General features: G+C 66.5%; 17 protein-coding genes. 12 read left to right on the top strand and 5 right to left on the bottom strand.

The features are described from left to right. The 5 genes from AC07UK_RS35095 (at position 1) to AC07UK_RS35075 (ending at position 5,913) form a co-directional block, all read left to right on the top strand. A complete protein-coding gene (locus AC07UK_RS35095; RefSeq protein ID WP_436220694.1) occupies positions 1-339 on the top strand; it encodes a DUF2917 domain-containing protein in 339 nt (112 codons plus the stop codon). Between the two features lie 280 nt (positions 340-619). Continuing rightward, a complete protein-coding gene (gene icmF, locus AC07UK_RS35090) occupies positions 620-3,910 on the top strand; it encodes a fused isobutyryl-CoA mutase/GTPase IcmF (RefSeq protein ID WP_494687710.1) in 3,291 nt (1,096 codons plus the stop codon). Between the two features lie 142 nt (positions 3,911-4,052). Then, a complete protein-coding gene (locus AC07UK_RS35085) occupies positions 4,053-4,490 on the top strand; it encodes an HIT family protein (RefSeq protein ID WP_436220696.1) in 438 nt (145 codons plus the stop codon). 40 nt (positions 4,491-4,530) lie between these two features. Then, on the top strand, positions 4,531-5,385 hold the full coding sequence (locus AC07UK_RS35080) for a 3-hydroxybutyryl-CoA dehydrogenase (RefSeq protein ID WP_494687711.1): 855 nt from the start codon (positions 4,531-4,533) through the stop codon (positions 5,383-5,385). Positions 5,386-5,568: 183 nt separating this feature from the next. After that, entirely contained in the window at positions 5,569-5,913 is a 345-nt protein-coding gene (locus AC07UK_RS35075; RefSeq protein ID WP_494687712.1) for a hypothetical protein, read from the top strand. Between the two features lie 47 nt (positions 5,914-5,960). On the opposite strand, the gene AC07UK_RS35070 is transcribed toward AC07UK_RS35075, so the two are convergent. Both AC07UK_RS35070 and AC07UK_RS35065 read right to left on the bottom strand, forming a co-directional pair. Further along, on the bottom strand, positions 5,961-6,383 hold the full coding sequence (locus tag AC07UK_RS35070; protein WP_494687713.1) for a DUF3293 domain-containing protein: 423 nt from the start codon (positions 6,381-6,383) through the stop codon (positions 5,961-5,963). Position 6,384: 1 nt separating this feature from the next. Next, positions 6,385-7,053, bottom strand: coding sequence for a Crp/Fnr family transcriptional regulator (locus AC07UK_RS35065; protein ID WP_436220700.1), 669 nt, complete (start codon positions 7,051-7,053; stop codon positions 6,385-6,387). Positions 7,054-7,330: 277 nt separating this feature from the next. Between AC07UK_RS35065 and AC07UK_RS35060 the strand changes: the two genes are divergently transcribed. The 7 genes from AC07UK_RS35060 (at position 7,331) to AC07UK_RS35030 (ending at position 15,962) form a co-directional block, all read left to right on the top strand. Further along, a complete protein-coding gene (locus AC07UK_RS35060) occupies positions 7,331-9,289 on the top strand; it encodes an AMP-dependent synthetase/ligase (RefSeq protein WP_494687714.1) in 1,959 nt (652 codons plus the stop codon). Between the two features lie 14 nt (positions 9,290-9,303). Further along, on the top strand, positions 9,304-10,266 hold the full coding sequence (locus AC07UK_RS35055) for an ABC transporter ATP-binding protein (RefSeq protein ID WP_436223029.1): 963 nt from the start codon (positions 9,304-9,306) through the stop codon (positions 10,264-10,266). A gap of 11 nt (positions 10,267-10,277) precedes the next feature. After that, complete coding sequence (locus AC07UK_RS35050) at positions 10,278-11,192, top strand: branched-chain amino acid ABC transporter permease (protein WP_013955386.1); 915 nt, start codon at positions 10,278-10,280, stop codon at positions 11,190-11,192. 24 nt (positions 11,193-11,216) lie between these two features. Next, positions 11,217-12,293: a branched-chain amino acid ABC transporter permease gene (locus AC07UK_RS35045; protein ID WP_114133815.1), complete on the top strand. Its 1,077-nt coding sequence runs from the start codon at positions 11,217-11,219 to the stop codon at positions 12,291-12,293. 91 nt (positions 12,294-12,384) lie between these two features. Beyond that, positions 12,385-13,722: an ABC transporter substrate-binding protein gene (locus tag AC07UK_RS35040; RefSeq protein WP_436220702.1), complete on the top strand. Its 1,338-nt coding sequence runs from the start codon at positions 12,385-12,387 to the stop codon at positions 13,720-13,722. A gap of 78 nt (positions 13,723-13,800) precedes the next feature. Further along, entirely contained in the window at positions 13,801-14,619 is an 819-nt protein-coding gene (locus AC07UK_RS35035) for an ABC transporter ATP-binding protein (RefSeq protein ID WP_010814873.1), read from the top strand. 92 nt (positions 14,620-14,711) lie between these two features. Further along, a complete protein-coding gene (locus tag AC07UK_RS35030; protein ID WP_494687715.1) occupies positions 14,712-15,962 on the top strand; it encodes a phenylacetate--CoA ligase family protein in 1,251 nt (416 codons plus the stop codon). A 48-nt stretch (positions 15,963-16,010) separates the two neighbouring features. Here AC07UK_RS35030 and AC07UK_RS35025 read toward each other — a convergent pair whose 3' ends face one another. The 3 genes from AC07UK_RS35025 to creC all read right to left on the bottom strand — a co-directional run bounded on the left by AC07UK_RS35025 (position 16,011) and on the right by creC (position 19,039). Next, positions 16,011-16,379, bottom strand: a complete 369-nt coding sequence (locus tag AC07UK_RS35025; protein ID WP_035819827.1) for a YbaN family protein — start codon at positions 16,377-16,379, stop codon at positions 16,011-16,013. Between the two features lie 119 nt (positions 16,380-16,498). Further along, a complete protein-coding gene (locus AC07UK_RS35020; RefSeq protein WP_114133818.1) occupies positions 16,499-17,476 on the bottom strand; it encodes an NAD(P)H-dependent flavin oxidoreductase in 978 nt (325 codons plus the stop codon). A 126-nt stretch (positions 17,477-17,602) separates the two neighbouring features. After that, on the bottom strand, positions 17,603-19,039 hold the full coding sequence (gene creC, locus AC07UK_RS35015) for a two-component system sensor histidine kinase CreC (protein ID WP_494687716.1): 1,437 nt from the start codon (positions 19,037-19,039) through the stop codon (positions 17,603-17,605). Between the last annotated feature and the right edge of the window lies 1 nt (position 19,040).

Genomic DNA, 19,040 nt, shown 5'->3' with positions numbered 1-19,040 from the left:
ATGCGCGAACTACGGACTTTCGAACTGGACGAGCCCGGACAGCCAGTGAGCTGGCGCGCCGGTTACGGGCAGACCGTCTGCGCGGCGGCGGGCAAGCTGTGGGTGACGGTGGAAGGCAATCCCACTGACATCTGGCTGGAGCCGGGCGCCGAACTGCCATTGCCGGAGGGCTACCGGGTGTGGCTGTCGGGCGATGGCGCGGGCGCGCGCTTCACGCTGGCACAGGTGCCGGCGCCGTGGTCGCTGCGGCGGCTGGCGGCGTGGCTGCGGGCGATGCGGCACCGGGTGGAGGAGCACAGCACCGATGCGTTCGGGGAGTGCCCGAGGATCTGGGCCTGAGCGGCCACTCACGCTTTGCCGGAACGGCCACCTGCGGGTGGCCTTTTGTTTGCCCGGGGCTTGCGCGGCGCCTGCCGCGGGCGCCTACTCTATAAGGACTGCCCCGCCCCACGCACGCCGGTATCGGGGTTCCGCCCCATTGCTTTACGTTAACGTCAACTTCATATAATCGATCGGCCCCGACCCGGGGGGCAGCCCGCGCATTTGCAGCCAGGCCGGCACAGAACGGCACTTCCGGCGCACGCCGCGGCAGCAGCCAACACCAGAAACGGTGGAGACAATGACCGACCTTTCCGATGTGCATGATGTGCGCCGCGGTGCGCCCCAGCCCAAGCCCACCGCGCAAGGCCGCGGTCCGGTCAACAAGGTGCGCTTTGTCACGGCGGCGTCGCTGTTCGATGGCCATGACGCCTCGATCAACATCATGCGCCGCATCCTGCAGTCGCATGGCTGCGAGGTGGTCCACCTCGGCCACAACCGCTCGGTCGAGGAAGTGGTGACGGCGGCGCTGCAGGAAGACGCGCAGGGCATCGCGATTTCCAGCTACCAGGGGGGACATGTCGAGTTCTTCAAGTACATGGTCGACCTGCTGCGCGAGAAGGGCGGCGAGCACATTCAGGTCTTTGGCGGCGGCGGCGGCGTGATCGTGCCGGACGAGATCCGCGAGCTGCAGGCCTACGGCGTGGCGCGCATCTTCAGCCCCGAGGACGGCCAGCGCATGGGGCTGGCCGGCATGATTGCCGACATGGTGCAGCGCTGCGACATCGACCTGTCGCGCTATGCGCCGGCCACGTTGGAACCCGTTGCCGGTGGCGACCGCCGCGCGCTGGCCCAGTTGATCACCGCGCTGGAGAACGGCAAGGCCGATCCCGCGCTGGTGGACGCGATGCATGCGCAGGCAAAGCAGGCATCGATTCCGGTGCTCGGCATCACCGGCACCGGCGGCGCCGGCAAGTCGTCACTGACCGACGAACTGATCCGCCGCTTCCGGCTGGACCAGCAGGATGCGCTCTCCATCGCCGTGATCTCGATCGACCCGTCGCGGCGCAAGTCTGGCGGCGCGCTGCTGGGCGACCGCATCCGCATGAACGCGATCAACCACCCGAACATCTTCATGCGCTCGATGGCGACGCGCGAGGCGGGCTCGGAGATCTCGCAGGCGCTGCCGGACGTGATCGCCGCGTGCAAGGTGGCCGGTTTCGACCTGGTGATCGTCGAGACCTCGGGCATCGGTCAGGGCGATGCAGCCATCGTGCCGCACGTGGACCTGTCGCTCTATGTGATGACGCCCGAGTTCGGCGCGGCCAGCCAGCTTGAGAAGATCGACATGCTGGACTTTGCCGACTTCGTCGCCATCAACAAGTTCGACCGCAAGGGCGCGCAGGACGCGTGGCGCGATGTGGCCAAGCAGGTGCAGCGCAACCGCGAGCAATGGCATGGCAAGGCCGAAGACATGCCGGTCTACGGCACGCAGGCGTCGCGCTTCAATGACGATGGCGTGACCATGCTGTACCAGGGACTGCGCGCGGCGCTGGCCGAACGCGGCCTGAAGCTGCAGCCGGGCGTGCTGCCGGCGCAGGCGGGGCGCATCTCCACCGGCCAGAATGTGATCGTGCCGCCGGCGCGCAGCCGCTACCTGGCGGAACTGGCAGACACGGTGCGCGGCTACCACCGCCGCGTGATGGAGCAGAGCCGCATTGCACGCGAGCGCCAGCAACTGCGTGAATCGAGCCGCATGCTGCAGGCCGCGCAAGGCGATGGCGCGGCGCTGGACGTGCTGGCCGCCGAGCGCGACAACGCCCTCGGCCAGGTCGAGCGCAAGCTGCTGGCGATGTGGCCGCAGATGCGCGAAGCCTACAGCGGCGACGAGTACGTAGTGAAGATCCGCGACCGGGAGATCCGTACCGGGCTGGTTACGACCACGCTGTCCGGCACCAAGGTGCGCAAGGTGGTGCTGCCGCGCTTCGAGGACGACGGCGAGGTGCTGAAGTGGCTGATGCGCGAGAACGTGCCCGGCAGCTTTCCCTACACCGCCGGCGTGTTCGCCTTCAAGCGCGAGAACGAGGATCCCACGCGCATGTTCGCCGGCGAGGGCGATGCCTTCCGCACCAACCGCCGCTTCAAGCTGGTGTCCGAAGGCATGGATGCCAAGCGCCTGTCGACCGCGTTCGACTCGGTCACGCTGTATGGCGAAGACCCGCACGTGCGCCCCGACATCTACGGCAAGGTCGGGAACTCGGGCGTGTCGATCGCCACGCTCGACGACCTGAAGGTGCTGTACGACGGCTTCGACCTGACCAGCCCGAGCACCTCGGTGTCGATGACCATCAACGGCCCGGCCCCGACCATCCTGGCGATGTTCATGAACACCGCCATCGACCAGCAGCTCGACAAGTTCCGCGCCGACAACCAGCGCGAGCCCACCGCCGACGAGGAAGCCAAGATCCGCGCCTGGGTGCTGCAGAACGTGCGCGGCACGGTGCAGGCCGACATCCTCAAGGAAGACCAGGGCCAGAACACCTGCATCTTCTCCACCGAGTTCTCGCTCAAGGTGATGGGCGATATCCAGGAGTACTTTGTCCACCACCAGGTGCGCAACTTCTACTCAGTGTCGATCTCCGGCTACCACATCGCCGAGGCCGGCGCGAACCCGATCTCGCAGTTGGCGTTCACGCTGTCCAACGGCTTCACCTATGTGGAGGCGTACCTGGCCCGTGGCATGCATATCGATGATTTCGCGCCCAACCTGTCGTTCTTCTTCTCCAACGGCATGGACCCGGAGTACAGCGTGCTGGGCCGCGTGGCGCGCCGCATCTGGGCCGTGACCATGCGCGACAAGTACGGCGCCAATGAGCGCAGCCAGAAGCTCAAGTACCACATCCAGACCTCGGGCCGCTCGCTGCATGCGCAGGAGATCGACTTCAACGATATCCGCACCACGCTGCAGGCGCTGATCGCGATCTACGACAACTGCAATTCGCTGCACACCAACGCCTACGACGAGGCCATCACCACGCCCACCGGCGAGTCGGTGCGCCGCGCGCTGGCGATCCAGCTGATCATCAACCGCGAGTGGGGCGTGGCCAAGTGCGAGAACCCCAACCAGGGCAGCTTCCTAATCGAAGAGCTGACCGACCTGGTGGAAGAGGCGGTGCTGCAGGAGTTCGAGCGCATCGCCGAGCGCGGCGGCGTGCTCGGTGCGATGGAGACCGGCTACCAGCGCGGCAAGATCCAGGAAGAGTCGCTCTACTACGAGCAGCTCAAGCACGACGGCACGCTGCCCATCATCGGCGTGAACACGTTCCGCAATCCGGACGGCGACCCGACCCCGCAGAAGCTGGAACTGGCGCGCTCCAGCGAGGCCGAGAAGCAGAGCCAGCTCGACCGCCTGCAGGCGTTCCAGCAGGCCCATGCGGCCGAGGCCCCGGCCATGCTGGCGCAGTTGCGCCAGGCGGTGATCGACAACCAGAACGTGTTTGCGGTGCTGATGGACGCGGTGCGGGTTTGCTCGCTGGGGCAGATCACGCACGCGCTGTTCGAGGTGGGCGGGCAGTACCGGCGCAATATGTAGACCCGGCGGCACCGCGCAGCAAGCAGTGCCCGATTACCGCGCAGGGCGGCCGCAGTGAAGGGCCGCCCTGCGTTACACTCGAAGGCTGCGCCGGCGGCCGCGCCACGGCAAACGTATTCGAGACAACAGCAAGCCAGAGACCATGAACACCCAGTACAACCCGACCAATATCTTCGCGAAGATCCTGCGCGGCGAGCTGCCGTGCATCAAGGTCTACGAGGACGACGACACCATCGCCTTCATGGACATCATGCCGCAGGCCGACGGCCATACGCTGGTGGTGCCCAAGGAAGCCGCGGTCAACCTGTTCGACCTGTCCGAGCAGGGCGCGCAGGCCGCCATCGTTGCCACGCAGCGGGTGGCGCGCGCGGTGCGCGCGGCGTTTGCGCCCGACGGCATCTCCATCGGCCAGTTCAACGGCGCGGCCGCGGGCCAGACCGTGCCGCACGTGCATTTCCATATCGTGCCGCGCTATGCCGACAGCGCGCTGCGCGGCCACGCGCGCGAGATGCAGGACCCGGAACAGCTCAAGGGCCATGCCGAGCGCATCATTGCCGCGCTGCGCGAGCAGGGCGCCTGAACCGATTTATCAGCAATCCAACCAAGCAGAGGAAGACAAGATGAGCATCAGGACAGTGGGCATCGTCGGTGCCGGCACCATGGGCAATGGCATCGCCCAGGCCTGCGCAGTGGTAGGTCTCAACGTGGTGATGGTCGACATCAGCGATGCCGCCGTGCAGAAGGGTGTTGCCACCGTGGCGGGCAGCCTGGACCGGCTGATCAAGAAGGAAAAGCTGACCGAGGCCGACAAGGCCAGCGCGCTGGCGCGCATCAAGGGCAGCACCTCGTATGACGATCTCAAGGCCACCGATATCGTGATCGAGGCCGCTACCGAGAACTACGACCTGAAGGTCAAGATCCTCAAGCAGATCGACAGCATCGTCGGCGAGAACGTGATCATCGCGTCCAACACCTCGTCGATCTCGATCACCAAGCTGGCTGCCGTGACCTCGCGCGCCGACCGCTTTATCGGCATGCACTTCTTCAACCCGGTGCCGGTGATGGCGCTGGTGGAACTGATCCGCGGCCTGCAGACCAGCGACACCACCCACGCCGCCGTCGAGGCCCTGTCGAAGCAGCTCGGCAAGTACCCGATCACGGTCAAGAACAGCCCGGGCTTCGTCGTCAACCGCATCCTGTGCCCGATGATCAACGAGGCCTTCTGCGTGCTGGGCGAAGGCCTGGCCTCTCCGGAAGAGATCGACGAAGGCATGAAGCTGGGCTGCAACCACCCGATCGGGCCGCTGGCGCTGGCCGACATGATCGGCCTGGACACCATGCTGGCCGTGATGGAGGTGCTATACACGGAGTTTGCCGATCCGAAGTACCGCCCGGCGATGCTGATGCGTGAGATGGTGGCCGCCGGCTACCTCGGCCGCAAGACCGGTCGCGGCGTGTACGTCTATAGCAAGTAAGCTGCCCGGCACTTGCCGCGTGGCACGGCGGCCGCCTGCGGGCGGCCGCCGCTTTTTCCAGTGCCGGTTCCGGTCGCCGCCAAATCCCGCTTACACGGCGTTATATGCCGAAACACTCCGCCGCATCCGGTAACAGGAATGCGCGGTAAAGTGCACCCTTCCGTTTACGACAAGACAAGGTCCATGGCTCACCCGATTCTCTTTGCTGCGCTGCTCGCGGGCGCAATGTCCCTGCTGGCGGCCCGTTCGGCGATGGCTCATGTGGATGTGGGCGTGCAGGTCGGCGCGCCGGTCTATGTGGCCCCGGCCCCTGTGTATGTGGCGCCCCCGCCGCCCGTGGTCTATGCGCCGCGCTATCACGGCTGGCATGGCGACCGCTATTGGGACGGACGCCGCTGGTATGGCCGCGGTGAGTGGCGCGGGCGGCATCACCACCCTCATTACTATCGGGACTACGATCGCCATTACGGGCGCGGCCACGGGCACGGGCACGGGCACGGGCACGGGCACCGCGGCCACGGCCACTGACCCTCTCGCCGGCTGACGCGCCGCCACGACGCGGCGCGTCGCGGCGTTCAGCGCAGCAGCACCAGACGCGGCACCGCGTCCGCGCCGCTCCAGACCACCGCGTTCTGTTCGTATTTCTCGCCGAGTGCCCGGGCATCCTCCAGCAACAGCCCCGGCACCAGGAAGCTCGGCTCGGCCGGCCAGCCGTTGGCCGGATGCTCGCCGGCGGCTTCGATCGCGCGCAACCCCATCTCTGCCACGTCCCGTGCCAGCGCCTGCTGGCGCCTTGCGTTGGCGTCGTCGTCGCAGCGCAGGCTGAACGGGTTGGCGGCGGTAATGAAGGCGCTCGATGCCACGCCCAGCGCGCGGTGCAGCGCCGCCAGCGGGGTGCTGGGTTGGTCTACCCGCAATATCATCGGCAGGTCGCCCAGCACGCGGTAATGCGTCTCGCGATAGGCCTGCAGCGTGGCGGCATCGATGGCGCTGGCCATGTTATTCGCCGTACTGCCGCAACCCCTCCAGGTCCAGCACCTCGATCACGCCGTAGTCCACCCGCACCAGCCCCTGCTGTTCCAGCACCTTGAGCGCCTGGTTGGCGCGCTGGCGCGAAATGCCTGCAAGCAGGCCGATCTCTTCCTGCGAGATCTCCAGCGTCGTGCCGATCCCCGGATACAGGTGCTCATTGAACAGCGACGACACCGCGCGCGCCACGCGCGAATCGATGTCGAGCAGCCGCTCGTATTCCACGGCCGCGATGAACTGCCCCAGGCGCTCGTTGAACTGCGTCAGCAGGAAACGCGTGAACGGCAGGCTGGTATCCAGCAACCACTGAAAAGTGTCGCGCGGCAGGAAGGCGATGGTCGAGCGGCGCAGCGCCATCACGTCGTACTTGCGGATCTCCGACTTGAGCACCGCGCCCTCGCCGAACCAGCCGCCGGTGGGCACGCCGGTGAAGGTGACCGACTTCCCGGACGGCGACACCGTGGTGATCTTGACGATGCCTTCGAGCACGCCCAGCCAGTGCTCGGCGATGTCGCCCTTGTGGCAGACGTAGTCGCCCTGGCTGAACTCGTGCACGAACATGGCGCGGCGCACGCGCTCGCGCTGTTCCGGGCTCAGGTCTGCTGCCCACACGCAGCGGTCGACAAAATCGTTCAGCATGGCCTGGAATTGCTCCGGTAGGGATTAACCCGGAATTGTCACCGGCGTGACAACCGGGGTTGTTGGCATGGGCTATCGTACGATCACAACGGAACCGCGGGTGCCACCAGCGGCACGCCGGGGCAAGGCGAAAACGCTTTCCCGGCGGCCTGATGCAAGGCACACCGGGCTTGATGCCAGGCGGCAATCGCTGCCGGGCAAAGCAAGCCAAGTATAACGACCGGACCGGTGCTTGACACCAGCGTGGACCCCCACGCCGGAGGGACAGGAGACAGCGATGCAGGAATCGTCGGCGACGACCTTCCCGCGATGGCTGCTGGCGCACGCCCAGCAGCGGCCGGATCATCCGGCTCACCGCGAGAAGGATCTCGGCATCTGGCAGACATACAGCTGGGCCCAGGCGGCGCAGCAGGTGAGGGCACTGGCTTGCGGGCTGGCCGCGCTCGGTTTCAGGCGCGGCATGAACCTGGCGGTGGTGGGCGACAACCGCCCGCGGCTGTACTGGGCCATGACCGCGGCGCAGGCGCTGGGCGGCGTGCCGGTGCCGCTGTACCAGGACGCCATCGCCAACGAGATGGTCTACGTGCTCAACGATGCGGAAATCGAGTTCGCCATCGTCGAGGACCAGGAGCAGGTCGACAAGCTGCTGGAAGTGGAAGCGCAGCTGGCCGAGTCCGGCCGCGCCGTGCGCCACGTCATCTTTGAAGACCCGCGCGGCCTGATGGACTACGACCATCCGTCGCTGATGTCTTATGAACAGCTGCAGGAACTGGGCCGCGAGTTCGACCAGGCGCACCCGGGCTTCTATGACGAGGCCATCGCCGCCGGCCAGCCCGACGACACCGCGATCATCCTCTATACCTCCGGCACCACCGGCAAGCCCAAGGGCGTATGCCATTCGCATTACGGCCTGATCGGCGCGGCGCGCAACGGCTGCGCCTTCGACAAGCTCAGCGCGGACGACGACGTACTGTCCTACCTGCCGATGGCATGGGTGGGCGACAACCTGTTCTCGTACGCGCAGGCGATGGTGGCGGGCTTCACGGTGAACTGCCCGGAATCGCGTGAAACGGTGATGACCGACCTGCGCGAGATCGGCCCCACCTACTACTTTGCGCCGCCGCGCATCTATGAAGGGCTGCTGACGCAGGTGATGATCCGCATGGAGGATGCTGGCTGGATCAAGCGCAAGCTGTTCCACTGGGCCATGGATGTGGCCAAGCGCTGCGGCACCGATATCCTTGACGGCCAGCCGGTATCGCTCGCGGACCGCGCGCGCTACGCCCTGGGCGAAGTGCTGGTCTACGGCCCGCTGCGCAATGTGCTGGGCATGAGCCGCATCCGCGTGGGCTATACCGCGGGCGAGGCGATCGGACCGGACCTGTTCCGCTTCTACCGCTCGATCGGCGTGAACCTGAAGCAGTTCTACGGCCAGACCGAGACCTGCGCCTATGTTTGCCTGCAGCCGGACGGCAAGGTCAAGTTCGATTCAGTCGGGCCGGCCGCGCCCGGCATGGAAATCCGCATTGCCGACAACGGCGAGGTGCTGGTTCGCGGCGTGGGCCTGCTCAAGTCCTACTACAAGCGGGACGATGCCACGCGCGAGGCCATCAACGACGAGGGCTACTTCATGACCGGCGACGCCGGCGTGATCGACGCCGACGGCCACCTGAAGATCATCGACCGCGCCAAGGATGTGGGCAAGCTGGCCGATGGCTCGATGTTCGCGCCCAAGTACATCGAGAACAAGCTCAAGTTCTTCCCGTACATCAAGGAAGCGGTGGCCTTCGGCAGCGACCGCGACCAGGTCTGCGCCTTTATCAATATCGACTTCGAGGCCGTGGGCAACTGGGCCGAGCGCCGCCACCTGCCGTATGCCGGCTATGTCGACCTGGCCGCGCAGCCAGAGGTGCTGGAAATGATCGGCGAGTGCGTGAACCAGGTGAATGCCGACCTGGCCAATGACCCGATGCTGGCCGGATCGCAGGTGGCACGCTTCCTGGTGCTGCACAAGGAACTGGATCCGGACGACGACGAGCTCACGCGCACGCGCAAGGTGCGCCGCGGCTTTATCGCCGACAAATACGGCGTGCTGGTGGACGCGCTCTATGCGGGCAAGTCCGAGCAGTTCATCGAGACGCGCGTCAAGTTTGAAGACGGACGCGAGGGCAGCGTGTCGGCCACGCTGAAGCTGGTCAATGCGAAGCGCCTGCCTGTGGCGGCGCGCGCGGCATGAGCGAGGGCAGCAAGATGACGCAAGTAGCCTGGCAAGGCGCGAGGCAGCGCGAATGGGCGGGGACGGCACGCACGGATGCCAGCGGCACGGGCAGCGGCGGCGCGATCGCCCCGGCAGGCCCGATGTCTCCCGCGGGTCTGGCGGATGACAGCGGCGCGTATCCCGGCACGCAGCGCGCACAGCGCACCGGCGAGCAGGCGCGCACCGGCGGCGAGGTGATCCTGGACCTGCAGCATATCTCGCTGTCGTTCGGCGGGGTCAAGGCGCTGACCGATATCTCGTTCGATGTGTGCGAGCACGAGGTGCGCGCCATCATCGGCCCCAACGGCGCCGGCAAGAGTTCGATGCTCAATGTGATCAACGGCGTCTACCACCCGCAGCAGGGACGCATCGTGTTCCGCGGCGAGGAGCGCAAGCAGATGCACCCGACCGCCGCGGCGCGCCAGGGCATCGCGCGCACCTTCCAGAACATCGCGCTGTTCAAGGGCATGACGGTACTGGACAACATCATGACCGGGCGCAACACGCAGTTCCGCACCGGGCTCTTCGCCCACGCGCTGTGGTGGGGCCCGGCGCGCAACGAAGAGATGCGCCATCGCCAGAAGGTCGAGGAAGTGATCGACTTCCTCGAGATCCAGTCGATCCGCAAGACCCCGGTGGGGCGCTTGCCGTATGGCCTGCAGAAGCGCGTGGAGCTGGCGCGCGCGCTCGCGGCCGAGCCCTCGATGCTGCTGCTGGACGAGCCCATGGCCGGCATGAACGTGGAAGAGAAGCAGGACATGTGCCGCTTCATCCTGGATGTGAACCGGCAGTTCGGCACCACCATCGTGCTGATCGAGCACGACATGGGCGTGGTGATGGATATCTCCGACCGCGTGGTGGTGCTCGACTACGGCAAGAAGATCGGCGACGGCACGCCGGACGAGGTCAAGGGCAACCCTGACGTGATCAAGGCGTACCTGGGCACTTCGCACTGAGGCTCTGAACCATGACGTTCTTCTTTGAAATCCTGATCGGCGGCTTGCTGTCTGGCCTGATGTACTCGCTGGTGGCGCTGGGCTTCGTGCTGATCTACAAGGCCTCGGGCGTGTTCAACTTCGCGCAGGGCGCGATGGTGTACTTTGCCGCGCTGGCGGTGGTGGGGCTGATGGACAAGGGCCTGCCGATGTGGGCCGCGGTGATCGGCGCCTTCGTGGTGATGATCCTGGTCGGCATGAGCACCGAGCGCTTCGTGCTGCGCAAGCTGGTCAACCAGCCGCCGATCACGCTGTTCATGGCGACCATCGGCCTGTCGTTCTTCCTCGAAGGCCTGGGGCCGTTGCTGTTCGGCAATGAAGTGCGCCCGATCAACCTGGGCATCGTCGATGAGCCGATCGAGTCGATCCTGACCAACTTCAATATCGTGCTGTCCAAGTTCGACATCGCGGCGGCGGCCATCGCCGGCGTGCTGGTGGGATCGCTGGCGCTGTTCTTCCAGTACACCAAGGTCGGCCGCGCGCTGCGCGCGGTGGCCGACGACCACCAGGCGGCGCTGTCGCTGGGCATTCCGCTGCAGAACATCTGGGCCATCGTATGGGGCGTGGCGGGCTTCGTTGCGCTGGTGGCCGGCATGCTGTGGGGCTCGCGCAATGGCGTGCAGTTCGCGCTCACGCTGACCGCGCTCAAGGCGCTGCCGGTGCTGATCCTGGGCGGCTTCACCTCGGTGCCCGGCGCCATCGTCGGCGGGCTGATCATCGGCGCCTCGGAGAAGCTGGCCGAGATCTATATCCCGCCGGTGTTCCAGTCGATGTTCGGGGGCAACTTCGGCGGCATCGAAGGGTGGTTCCCGTATGTGTTCGCCCTGCTGTTCCTGCTGGTGCGGCCCGAAGGGCTGTTCGGCGAGAAACACATCGATCGCGTCTGACCGACTTCGCACAGGAGACTTACCATGTTTTATCGTGAAGCCGGGCAGTTCAAGACCAGCTACGTCGCCGACAGCCAGATCTTCCCCATCCGCCAGGACCGCATCGGCTTTGCCGTGCTGATGGCCGTGGCCTTCGTGGCGATCCCGTTCGTCGGGTCGGAATACTGGTTCTCGGCCATCCTGATCCCATTCCTGATTTTTTCGCTGGCGGCGCTGGGGCTGAATATCCTGACCGGCTATGCCGGCCAACTGTCGCTCGGCACCGCGGCCTTCATGGCGGTGGGTGCCTACGCGGCCTACAACTTCCAGTTGCGCATCGAAGGCATCCCGGTGTTGCTGTCATTCCTGCTGGCCGGGCTGTCGGCGGCGCTGGTGGGGGTGGCCTTCGGCCTGCCGTCGCTGCGCATCAAGGGCTTCTACCTCGCGGTGGCGACGCTGGCGGCGCAGTTCTTCGTGGTGTGGGCGCTGACCAAGTTCCCCTGGTTCTCCAACAACAGCTCGTCGGGCGTGATCACGGCGCAGCGGCTGGACCTGTTCGGCGTCGCCATCGACACCCCGCTGAAGAAGTACCTGTTCGTGCTGGCCATCGTCACGGTGCTGGCGCTGGCGGCCAAGAACCTGGTGCGCTCGGCCACCGGGCGCGCGTGGATGTCGGTGCGCGACATGGACGTGGCGGCCGAGGTGATCGGCATCCCGCTGATGCGCACCAAGCTGCTCGCGTTCGCGGTCAGCTCGTTCTACTGCGGCGTGGCCGGCGCGCTGTACGCGTTCTGCTACCTGGGCTCGGTCGAGCCCGACGGCTTCTCGCTGGACCTGTCGTTCCGCGTGCTGTTCATGATCATCATCGGCGGCGTGGGCAGCATCCTGGGTTCGTTCCTGGGCGCGGCCTTCATCCTGCTGCTGCCGATCTTCCTGGACAACTTGCTTCCGCCGCTGGCCGCGCTGCTGCACCTGCCGTTCACCAATGCCACCGTGTCGCACATCCAGCTGATGGTGTTCGGCGGGCTGATCATCTTCTTCCTGATCGTGGAGCCGCACGGGCTGGCCCGGCTGTGGCAGATCGCCAAGGAGAAGCTGAGGCTGTGGCCGTTCCCTCATTGACGGGAGGGGTGCCTGTGTTACCGAAGTTCCTGTGTGAAGTTCTGAAGCTTACGCATAACGAAACGCTCCCTTGAGGGCGATGGAGACTGTCATGACCAACCTGATTCGCAATGTGCAACGCGCCGCCCTGGTGGTCAGCGCCGCGGCGGCACTGCTGGCGCCGGCGGCGCCGGCCATGGCGCAGAGCAACGAGCAGTTCGTGGCGCTGCCAAGCTACCGCGTGGGGCCGTATGGCGCCAACGGGCAGTCCTGGTATGGCGGTTTCATCGACTACCTCAACTACGTCAACCTGAAGGAAGGCGGCGTCAACGGCGTCAAGCTGTCGTGGGAAGAGTGCGAGACCGAGTACAACAACGCCAAGGGCGTGGAGTGCTATGAACGCCTGAAGTCCAAGAACGCCACCACCAAGGGCACGGCCTACCACGCCATGTCCACCGGCATCTCGTACGCGCTGGTCGACAAGACCGCCGCCGACAAGGTGCCGCTGGTGATGATGGGCTACGGCCGCACCGACGCGGTGGATGGCTCGGTGTTCCCGTACGCGTTCCCGCTGGTGACCACGTACCAGATGCAGGTCTCGGCCATCGTCAAGTACCTGGCCTCTAAGAACGGCGGCTCGCTGGCGGGCAAGAAGATCGTCTACCTGTACCACGACTCGGCCTATGGCAAGGAGCCGATCGTGGCGCTGCAGGCCGAGGCCAAGCTGGGCAAGTTCAACCTGGTGGAGATCCCGGTGGCGCACCCGGGAAACGAGCAGGGCGCGCAGTGGCTGAAGATTCGCCAGGAGAACCCCGACTACGTGATCTTCTGGGGCTGGGGCGTGATGAACCAGACCGCGCTGAAGGCCGCGCAGAAGGTGGGTTTTGCGCGCGACAAGATAATCGGTTCGTGGTGGGCCGGCTCGGAAGAAGACACGGTGCCGGCGGGTGATGCCTCCAAGGGCTACATGAGCGCCACCTGGAACGTCGCCGGCCGCAATGTGCCGCTGATCGCCGACATCGACAAGGTGGTCTACGGTGCCGGCAAGGGCAATATGCAGGACAAGAACAAGGTGGGTTCGGTGCTGTACAACCGCGGCGTCTCGGCGGCGGTGGTGACGGTGGAAGCGGTGCGCGTGGCGCAGGCCAAGTTCGGCAAGGGCAAGCCCATGAACGGCGAGCAGATGCGCTGGGCCTTCGAGAACCTGAACCTGACCAACGCGCGCCTGCAGCAACTGGGCGCCACTGGCCTGCTGCCCGAGATCAAAACCAGCTGTGACAACCACGAGGGTTCGGGCAAGGTGAAGATCCAGCAGTGGGATGGCACCAAGTGGGTGGTGGTGTCGGACTGGATCGAGGGCAACAAGAGCCTGATCCACCCGCTGTTCAAGGCCACGGCGGCGCAGTACGCGAAGGAGAAGGGGATTACGCCGGCTTGTTCGAAGTCCTGATAGCAACCTGGCGGGCATGCGGTGCCTGGCGCCGCGTGCCCGCCTGAGCCGAACCGTCTTACCAACACGAGCCGCACCATGAGCCTTCTGTCCGTCAACAATATCGAAGTCATCTACGATCACGTGATCCTGGTGCTCAAGGGCGTCTCGCTCGAAGTGCCGGAAGGCAAGATCGTGGCGCTGCTCGGCGCCAACGGCGCGGGCAAGACCACCACGCTCAAGGCCATTTCCAACCTGCTGCAGGCCGAGCGCGGCGATGTCACCAAGGGCTCGATCGAATATCGCGGCGACCGCGTCGACCAGCTCACGCCCAACGACCTGGTGCGCCGCGGCGTGATCCAGGTGATGGAGGGGCGCCACTGCTTCGCGCACCTGACCATCGAAGAGAACCTGCTCACCGGCGCCTACACGCGCGGCCTGTCGCGCGGCCAGACGCGCGACGAGCTGGAAAAGATCTACGAGTACTTCCCGCGCCTGAAGACGCGCCGCAAGTCGCAGGCCGGCTACACCTCCGGCGGCGAGCAGCAGATGTGTGCGATCGGCCGGGCCATGATGGCCAAGCCCGCGATGATCCTGCTGGACGAGCCTTCGATGGGGCTGGCGCCGCAGATCGTCGAGGAGATCTTCGAGATCGTGCGCGGCCTGAATTCGCGCGAGAACGTCAGCTTCCTGCTGGCCGAGCAGAACACCATGGTGGCGCTGCGCTATGCCGACTACGGCTACATCCTGGAAAACGGCCGCGTGGTGATGGACGGCGACGCTGAGTCGCTGCGCACCAACGAGGATGTCAAGGAGTTCTACCTGGGCGTGGCCGCCAACGATGCGGACGACGGTGCCGGGCGCAAGTCGTTCCGCGATGTGAAGAGCTACCGGCGCAGGAAGCGCTGGCTGGCCTGAGTCGACGTAAGCCGACCCAATTTATCCGGCATTGCCACCACGCGCCTGTGGCGCGGCGGCATGCCGCATCCCATTCCCTGACGCACAGCACCATGCCAGAACACTTCGATTCGCTCGAAACCCGCGCGCCGGAAGTCCGCGAGCAGGCGCTCCTTGCCGCCCTGGCACGCCAGGTGGCCCATGCGCGCGACAACGCCCCTTACTTTGCCGAGATGCTGAGCGGGGTCGATCCGCGGCTGCTGACCTCGCGCGCGGCGCTGGCGGCGCTGCCGGTCACGCGCAAGTCGGACCTGACCGCGCGCCAGCGCTTGCTGCCGCCGCTGGGTGGCCTGAACGCGACCCCGCTGGGCAAGTTGCGCCATGTGTTCCAGTCGCCCGGCCCGATCCACGAACCCGACGGCCATGACGCCGACTGGTGGCGCGTGGCCCGCGCCATGCATGCGGCGGGCTTCCGCGCCGGCGAGCTGGTCTACAACACCTTCTCCTACCACTTCACCCCGGCCGGCATGATGATGGAGACCGGCGCGCACCGGCTGGGCTGCTGCGTGTTCCCGGCCGGTGTCGGCCAGACCGATTCGCAGGTGCAGGCGCTGGCCAGCCTGCAGCCCACGGCCTACGCCGGCACGCCGTCGTTCCTGAAGCTGCTGCTGGAGCGCGGCGACGAGCTGGGCACGCCCTGCACCAGCCTGGCCAAGGCGCTGGTCTCGGGCGAGGCGCTGCCGCCGTCGCTGCGTGCCTGGTTCCAGGCGCGCGGCGTGCGCGTGCAGCAGATGTATGGCACCGCGGATGTCGGGCTGATTGCCTATGAGACCGAGGGCGGCGACGGCTGGGTGGTGGACGAGGGCGTGCTGGTAGAGATTGTCGAGCCCGGCGGTTCACGGCCGATGCCCGAGGGCGAGACCGGCGAGGTGGTGGTAACAGTGCTGGGCAACGGCGACTACCCGCTGATCCGCTTCAGCACCGGCGACCTGTCGGCCATCGTCGCGGAGTCGTCGCAACGGCCCAGCCCGTGCGGGCGCACCAATATCCGGCTCAAGGGCTGGCTGGGCCGTGCCGACCAGGCCACCAAGGTCAAGGGCATGTTCGTGCATCCGGGGCAGGTGGCGGACGTGCTGCGGCGCCATCCGGAGATTCGCGCGGCGCGGCTGGTGGTGACTGGCGACCCTGGCGCGGACGTGATGACGCTGCGCTGCGAGGCTACGCGCGAGGATGGTGACTTGCAGCGTGCGGTGGCGGAATCGCTGCGCGAGGTGATGCGGCTGCGCGGTGAAGTGGCCTTCGTGGCGGCGGGGTCGTTGCCGCAGGATGGGAAGCTGATCGAGGATGCGCGGCGATACGACTGAAGACAAGTCAAAGGCCCCGCATGGGCGGGGCCTTTGATGCAGGGCAGGTCAGGACTTCCCCCCCTCCACCGGCCGCGTCGGCAGCCTGACCATCCACACGCTCACCCCCACCGCACAAGCCAGTAGCGCCGCCGAAGCAATCGGCCGCGCCCGCAGCAGCCACGCGGTCGTCCCCATCGACGCCCACATCATCGACAACGCCAGGCATTTGGCCCGGAAGGGAATGCTGCGATAGCGCTGCCAGTCACTGACCAGCGGCCCGAAGCGGGGATGCCCCAGCAGCCATTCATGGAAGCGTTGTGACCCCCGCGCGAAGCATGCCGCGGCCAGCAGCACGAATGGCGTGGTCGGCAGCACCGGCAGGAAGATGCCGATCACCCCCAGCAGCAGGAAAGCCGCGCCCAGCACCACCCACATGGCGCGCAGCGCCTGCTGCCGGCGGCTCAGCGTGGCGTCGGAATCGGGCGGGGGTGTAGAGCTTGGATCAGGCAATGGTTGAATGAAGGGCCGCAATAGCGGCCCGGTGAAGACTTCAGTTAGCGCGCGATACCCAGGCGCGCCTTGGCGGCATCGTACTCCGCCTTCATGCGCACGACGATTTCGCCGGCAGTGGGGATGTCGTGGATCTGGCCCACGCCCTGGCCGGCGCCCCAGACGTCCTTCCACGCCTTGGCCTTGGAGGCGCCGCTGGAGAAGTCCATCTTGCTCTTGTCAGCCACCGGCAGGTTGTCCGGATCCAGCCCCACGTTGCTGATGCTTTCGCGGATGTAATTGCCGTGCACGCCGGTGAACAGGTTGGTGTAGATGATATCGGCGGCGGCCGAACTGGTGATCGACTGCTTGTAAGTCTCTGCCGCGTGGGCCTCCTGCGAGGCGATAAAGCGCGTGCCCACATAGGCAAAGTCCGCGCCCATGGCCTGCGCGGCCAGCACCGCCTCGCCGGTGGCGATCGAACCCGACAGCGCGATCGGGCCGTCGAAGATCTTGCGCACCTCGCCCACCAGCGCGAACGGCGACAGCATGCCGGCATGGCCGCCGGCGCCGGCCGCCACCAGGATCAGGCCGTCGACGCCGGCCTCGATCGCCTTTTCGGCATGGCGCAGGCTGATCACGTCGTGCAGCACGATGCCGCCGTAGCTGTGCACCGCGTCGATCATTTCCTTGACCGGGGCGCGCAGCGAGGTGATGAAGATCGGCACCTTGTGGTCCACGCACACCTTCACGTCGTGTTCCAGCCGCGCGTTCGAGGTATGCACGATCTGGTTGACCGCGACCGGGCCCACCTGCGCGCCCGGGTTGGCGGCCTTGAAGGTGGCCAGCTCGCCTTCGATCTGGGTGAGCCACTCGTCGAGCAGTTCCGCCGGACGCGCATTGAGCGCCGGGAACGAGCCGACGATGCCGGCCTTGCACTGCGCCAGCACCAGCTCCGGGTAGCTGACGATGAACATGGGCGAGGCGATGACGGGCAAGGCCAGGTTCTGCAGGGCCTGGGGCAGTTGCTTGGCGGCGGGCATGGTGTCTCCTGAACTACTGACGGGCACGTCGCAGGTGCCCTAAATGAACGGTCGTTCGATTATAGGGAGTTTCAGCGCGATCACGTTAGAAGCCCCAGTCTATGCCGGTCCGGTCACCTCGTGGAACTATGCTGCCGGAAGGGTCAGTTCCGCCAGCGCCCCGCCGCCGGGGCGGTTGGCCAGCGTGACATCGCCATGATGCAACGTTGCCACCTCGCGTGCAAAGCACAAGCCCAGGCCGGTGCTCTTGTCCGCACCGTGCGGGCGTGGCAGCGAGTAGAAGCGCTCGAACACGCGCGGCAGGGCGTAGTCGGGGATGCCCGGGCCCTGGTCGGCGACGGCGATGGCCAGCGCGCCGCCGCGGCGCTCCAGCCGCACCGTGACTTCGCTGTCCGGCGGGGCGAAGTCGATGGCGTTCTCCAGCAGGTTGGCGATGGCCTGGCGCAGCAGGAACGGATCGCCGGCGACCAGGTCCGGGCTGGCGTCGGCGGCCAGCCGCAGCGTCACGACGCGCTGGCGCGCGCGCGGTTCCAGCTCGCTGCCCAGTTGCGCCAGCAGCGGGGCCAGCCGCACCGGCTCGCGCACTTCCAGGCGCTGGCGCTGCTCCACGTCGGCCAGCGCCAGCAGCTTGCGGATCATGGTTTCAAGCCGCCCGGATTGCGCACGGATATTGGCGACGAAGCGCTGGCGGTCCGCCGCCGGCATCTCTTCCTGCAGCAGCTCGGCGGCGCCGCCGATCGCGGCCAGCGGGCTTTTCATCTCATGGGTCAGCGTGTGGATGTAGTGCTCGACATATTGCTTGTCTTCCAGCCGCTCGCGCATGCCCTGCACCGCGCGGCCCAGCTCGGCCAGCTCGCTGCCGCCGCGCAGCGGCATCTCGGCGCGCTCGCCGGCCGCCACCGCGCGTGCATACCCGCGCAGCCGGCTCAGTCCATGGACCAGCCACAGCGTGCAGGCCAGCCCGATCACGCAAGCCGCGCCGATCAGCAGGCCGCCGTAGAGCAGGATCTTGCGCTGGCTGCGCTCGATAAAGGGCGCCATCGCCGCATTGGGCTTGGCCACGGTCAGCACGCCGATGATGCGCTCGCCGTCTGCGTCGCGTATTGGCGCGGCCACGTGCATCACGGTGCTGGCCTCGTCGTCGGGGTCGGTGCGCGTGCTGCGCGCGCCGTACTTGCCGCGCAGCGTCAGGTAGACATCGTTCCAGCGCGAATAGTCGCGGCCCACGTCAGTGCCGGTGGAGTCAAAGCGCACGATGCCGTTGGCATCGGTCACGTAGACGCGGTAGCCGATGCTGTCCTTGTGCAGGCCCGACACATCGGCGTCCACCGGCAGGTCGCGCAGCGCCGCCATGTGCCGCGCGAATTCGCCGTCGGCAATGCGTCCGGCCTGCATGTCGTCGGCGGCAAGCGCTGCCAGCACGTGCGCGGTGTCGATCAGCGTATCTTCCATGGCCTGGCGCACGCCGGGCTTCACCTCCTGCACGAACACGCGCAACGTCAGCACCGTGGCCAGTCCCACGATCAGGAAGAAGCCGAAGAAGATGCGCAGGCCGATATGCATG

The sequence above is a fragment of the Cupriavidus sp. GW821-FHT07C08 genome (assembly GCF_059419025.1).
This window is presented reverse-complemented; position numbering and strand designations above follow the sequence as displayed.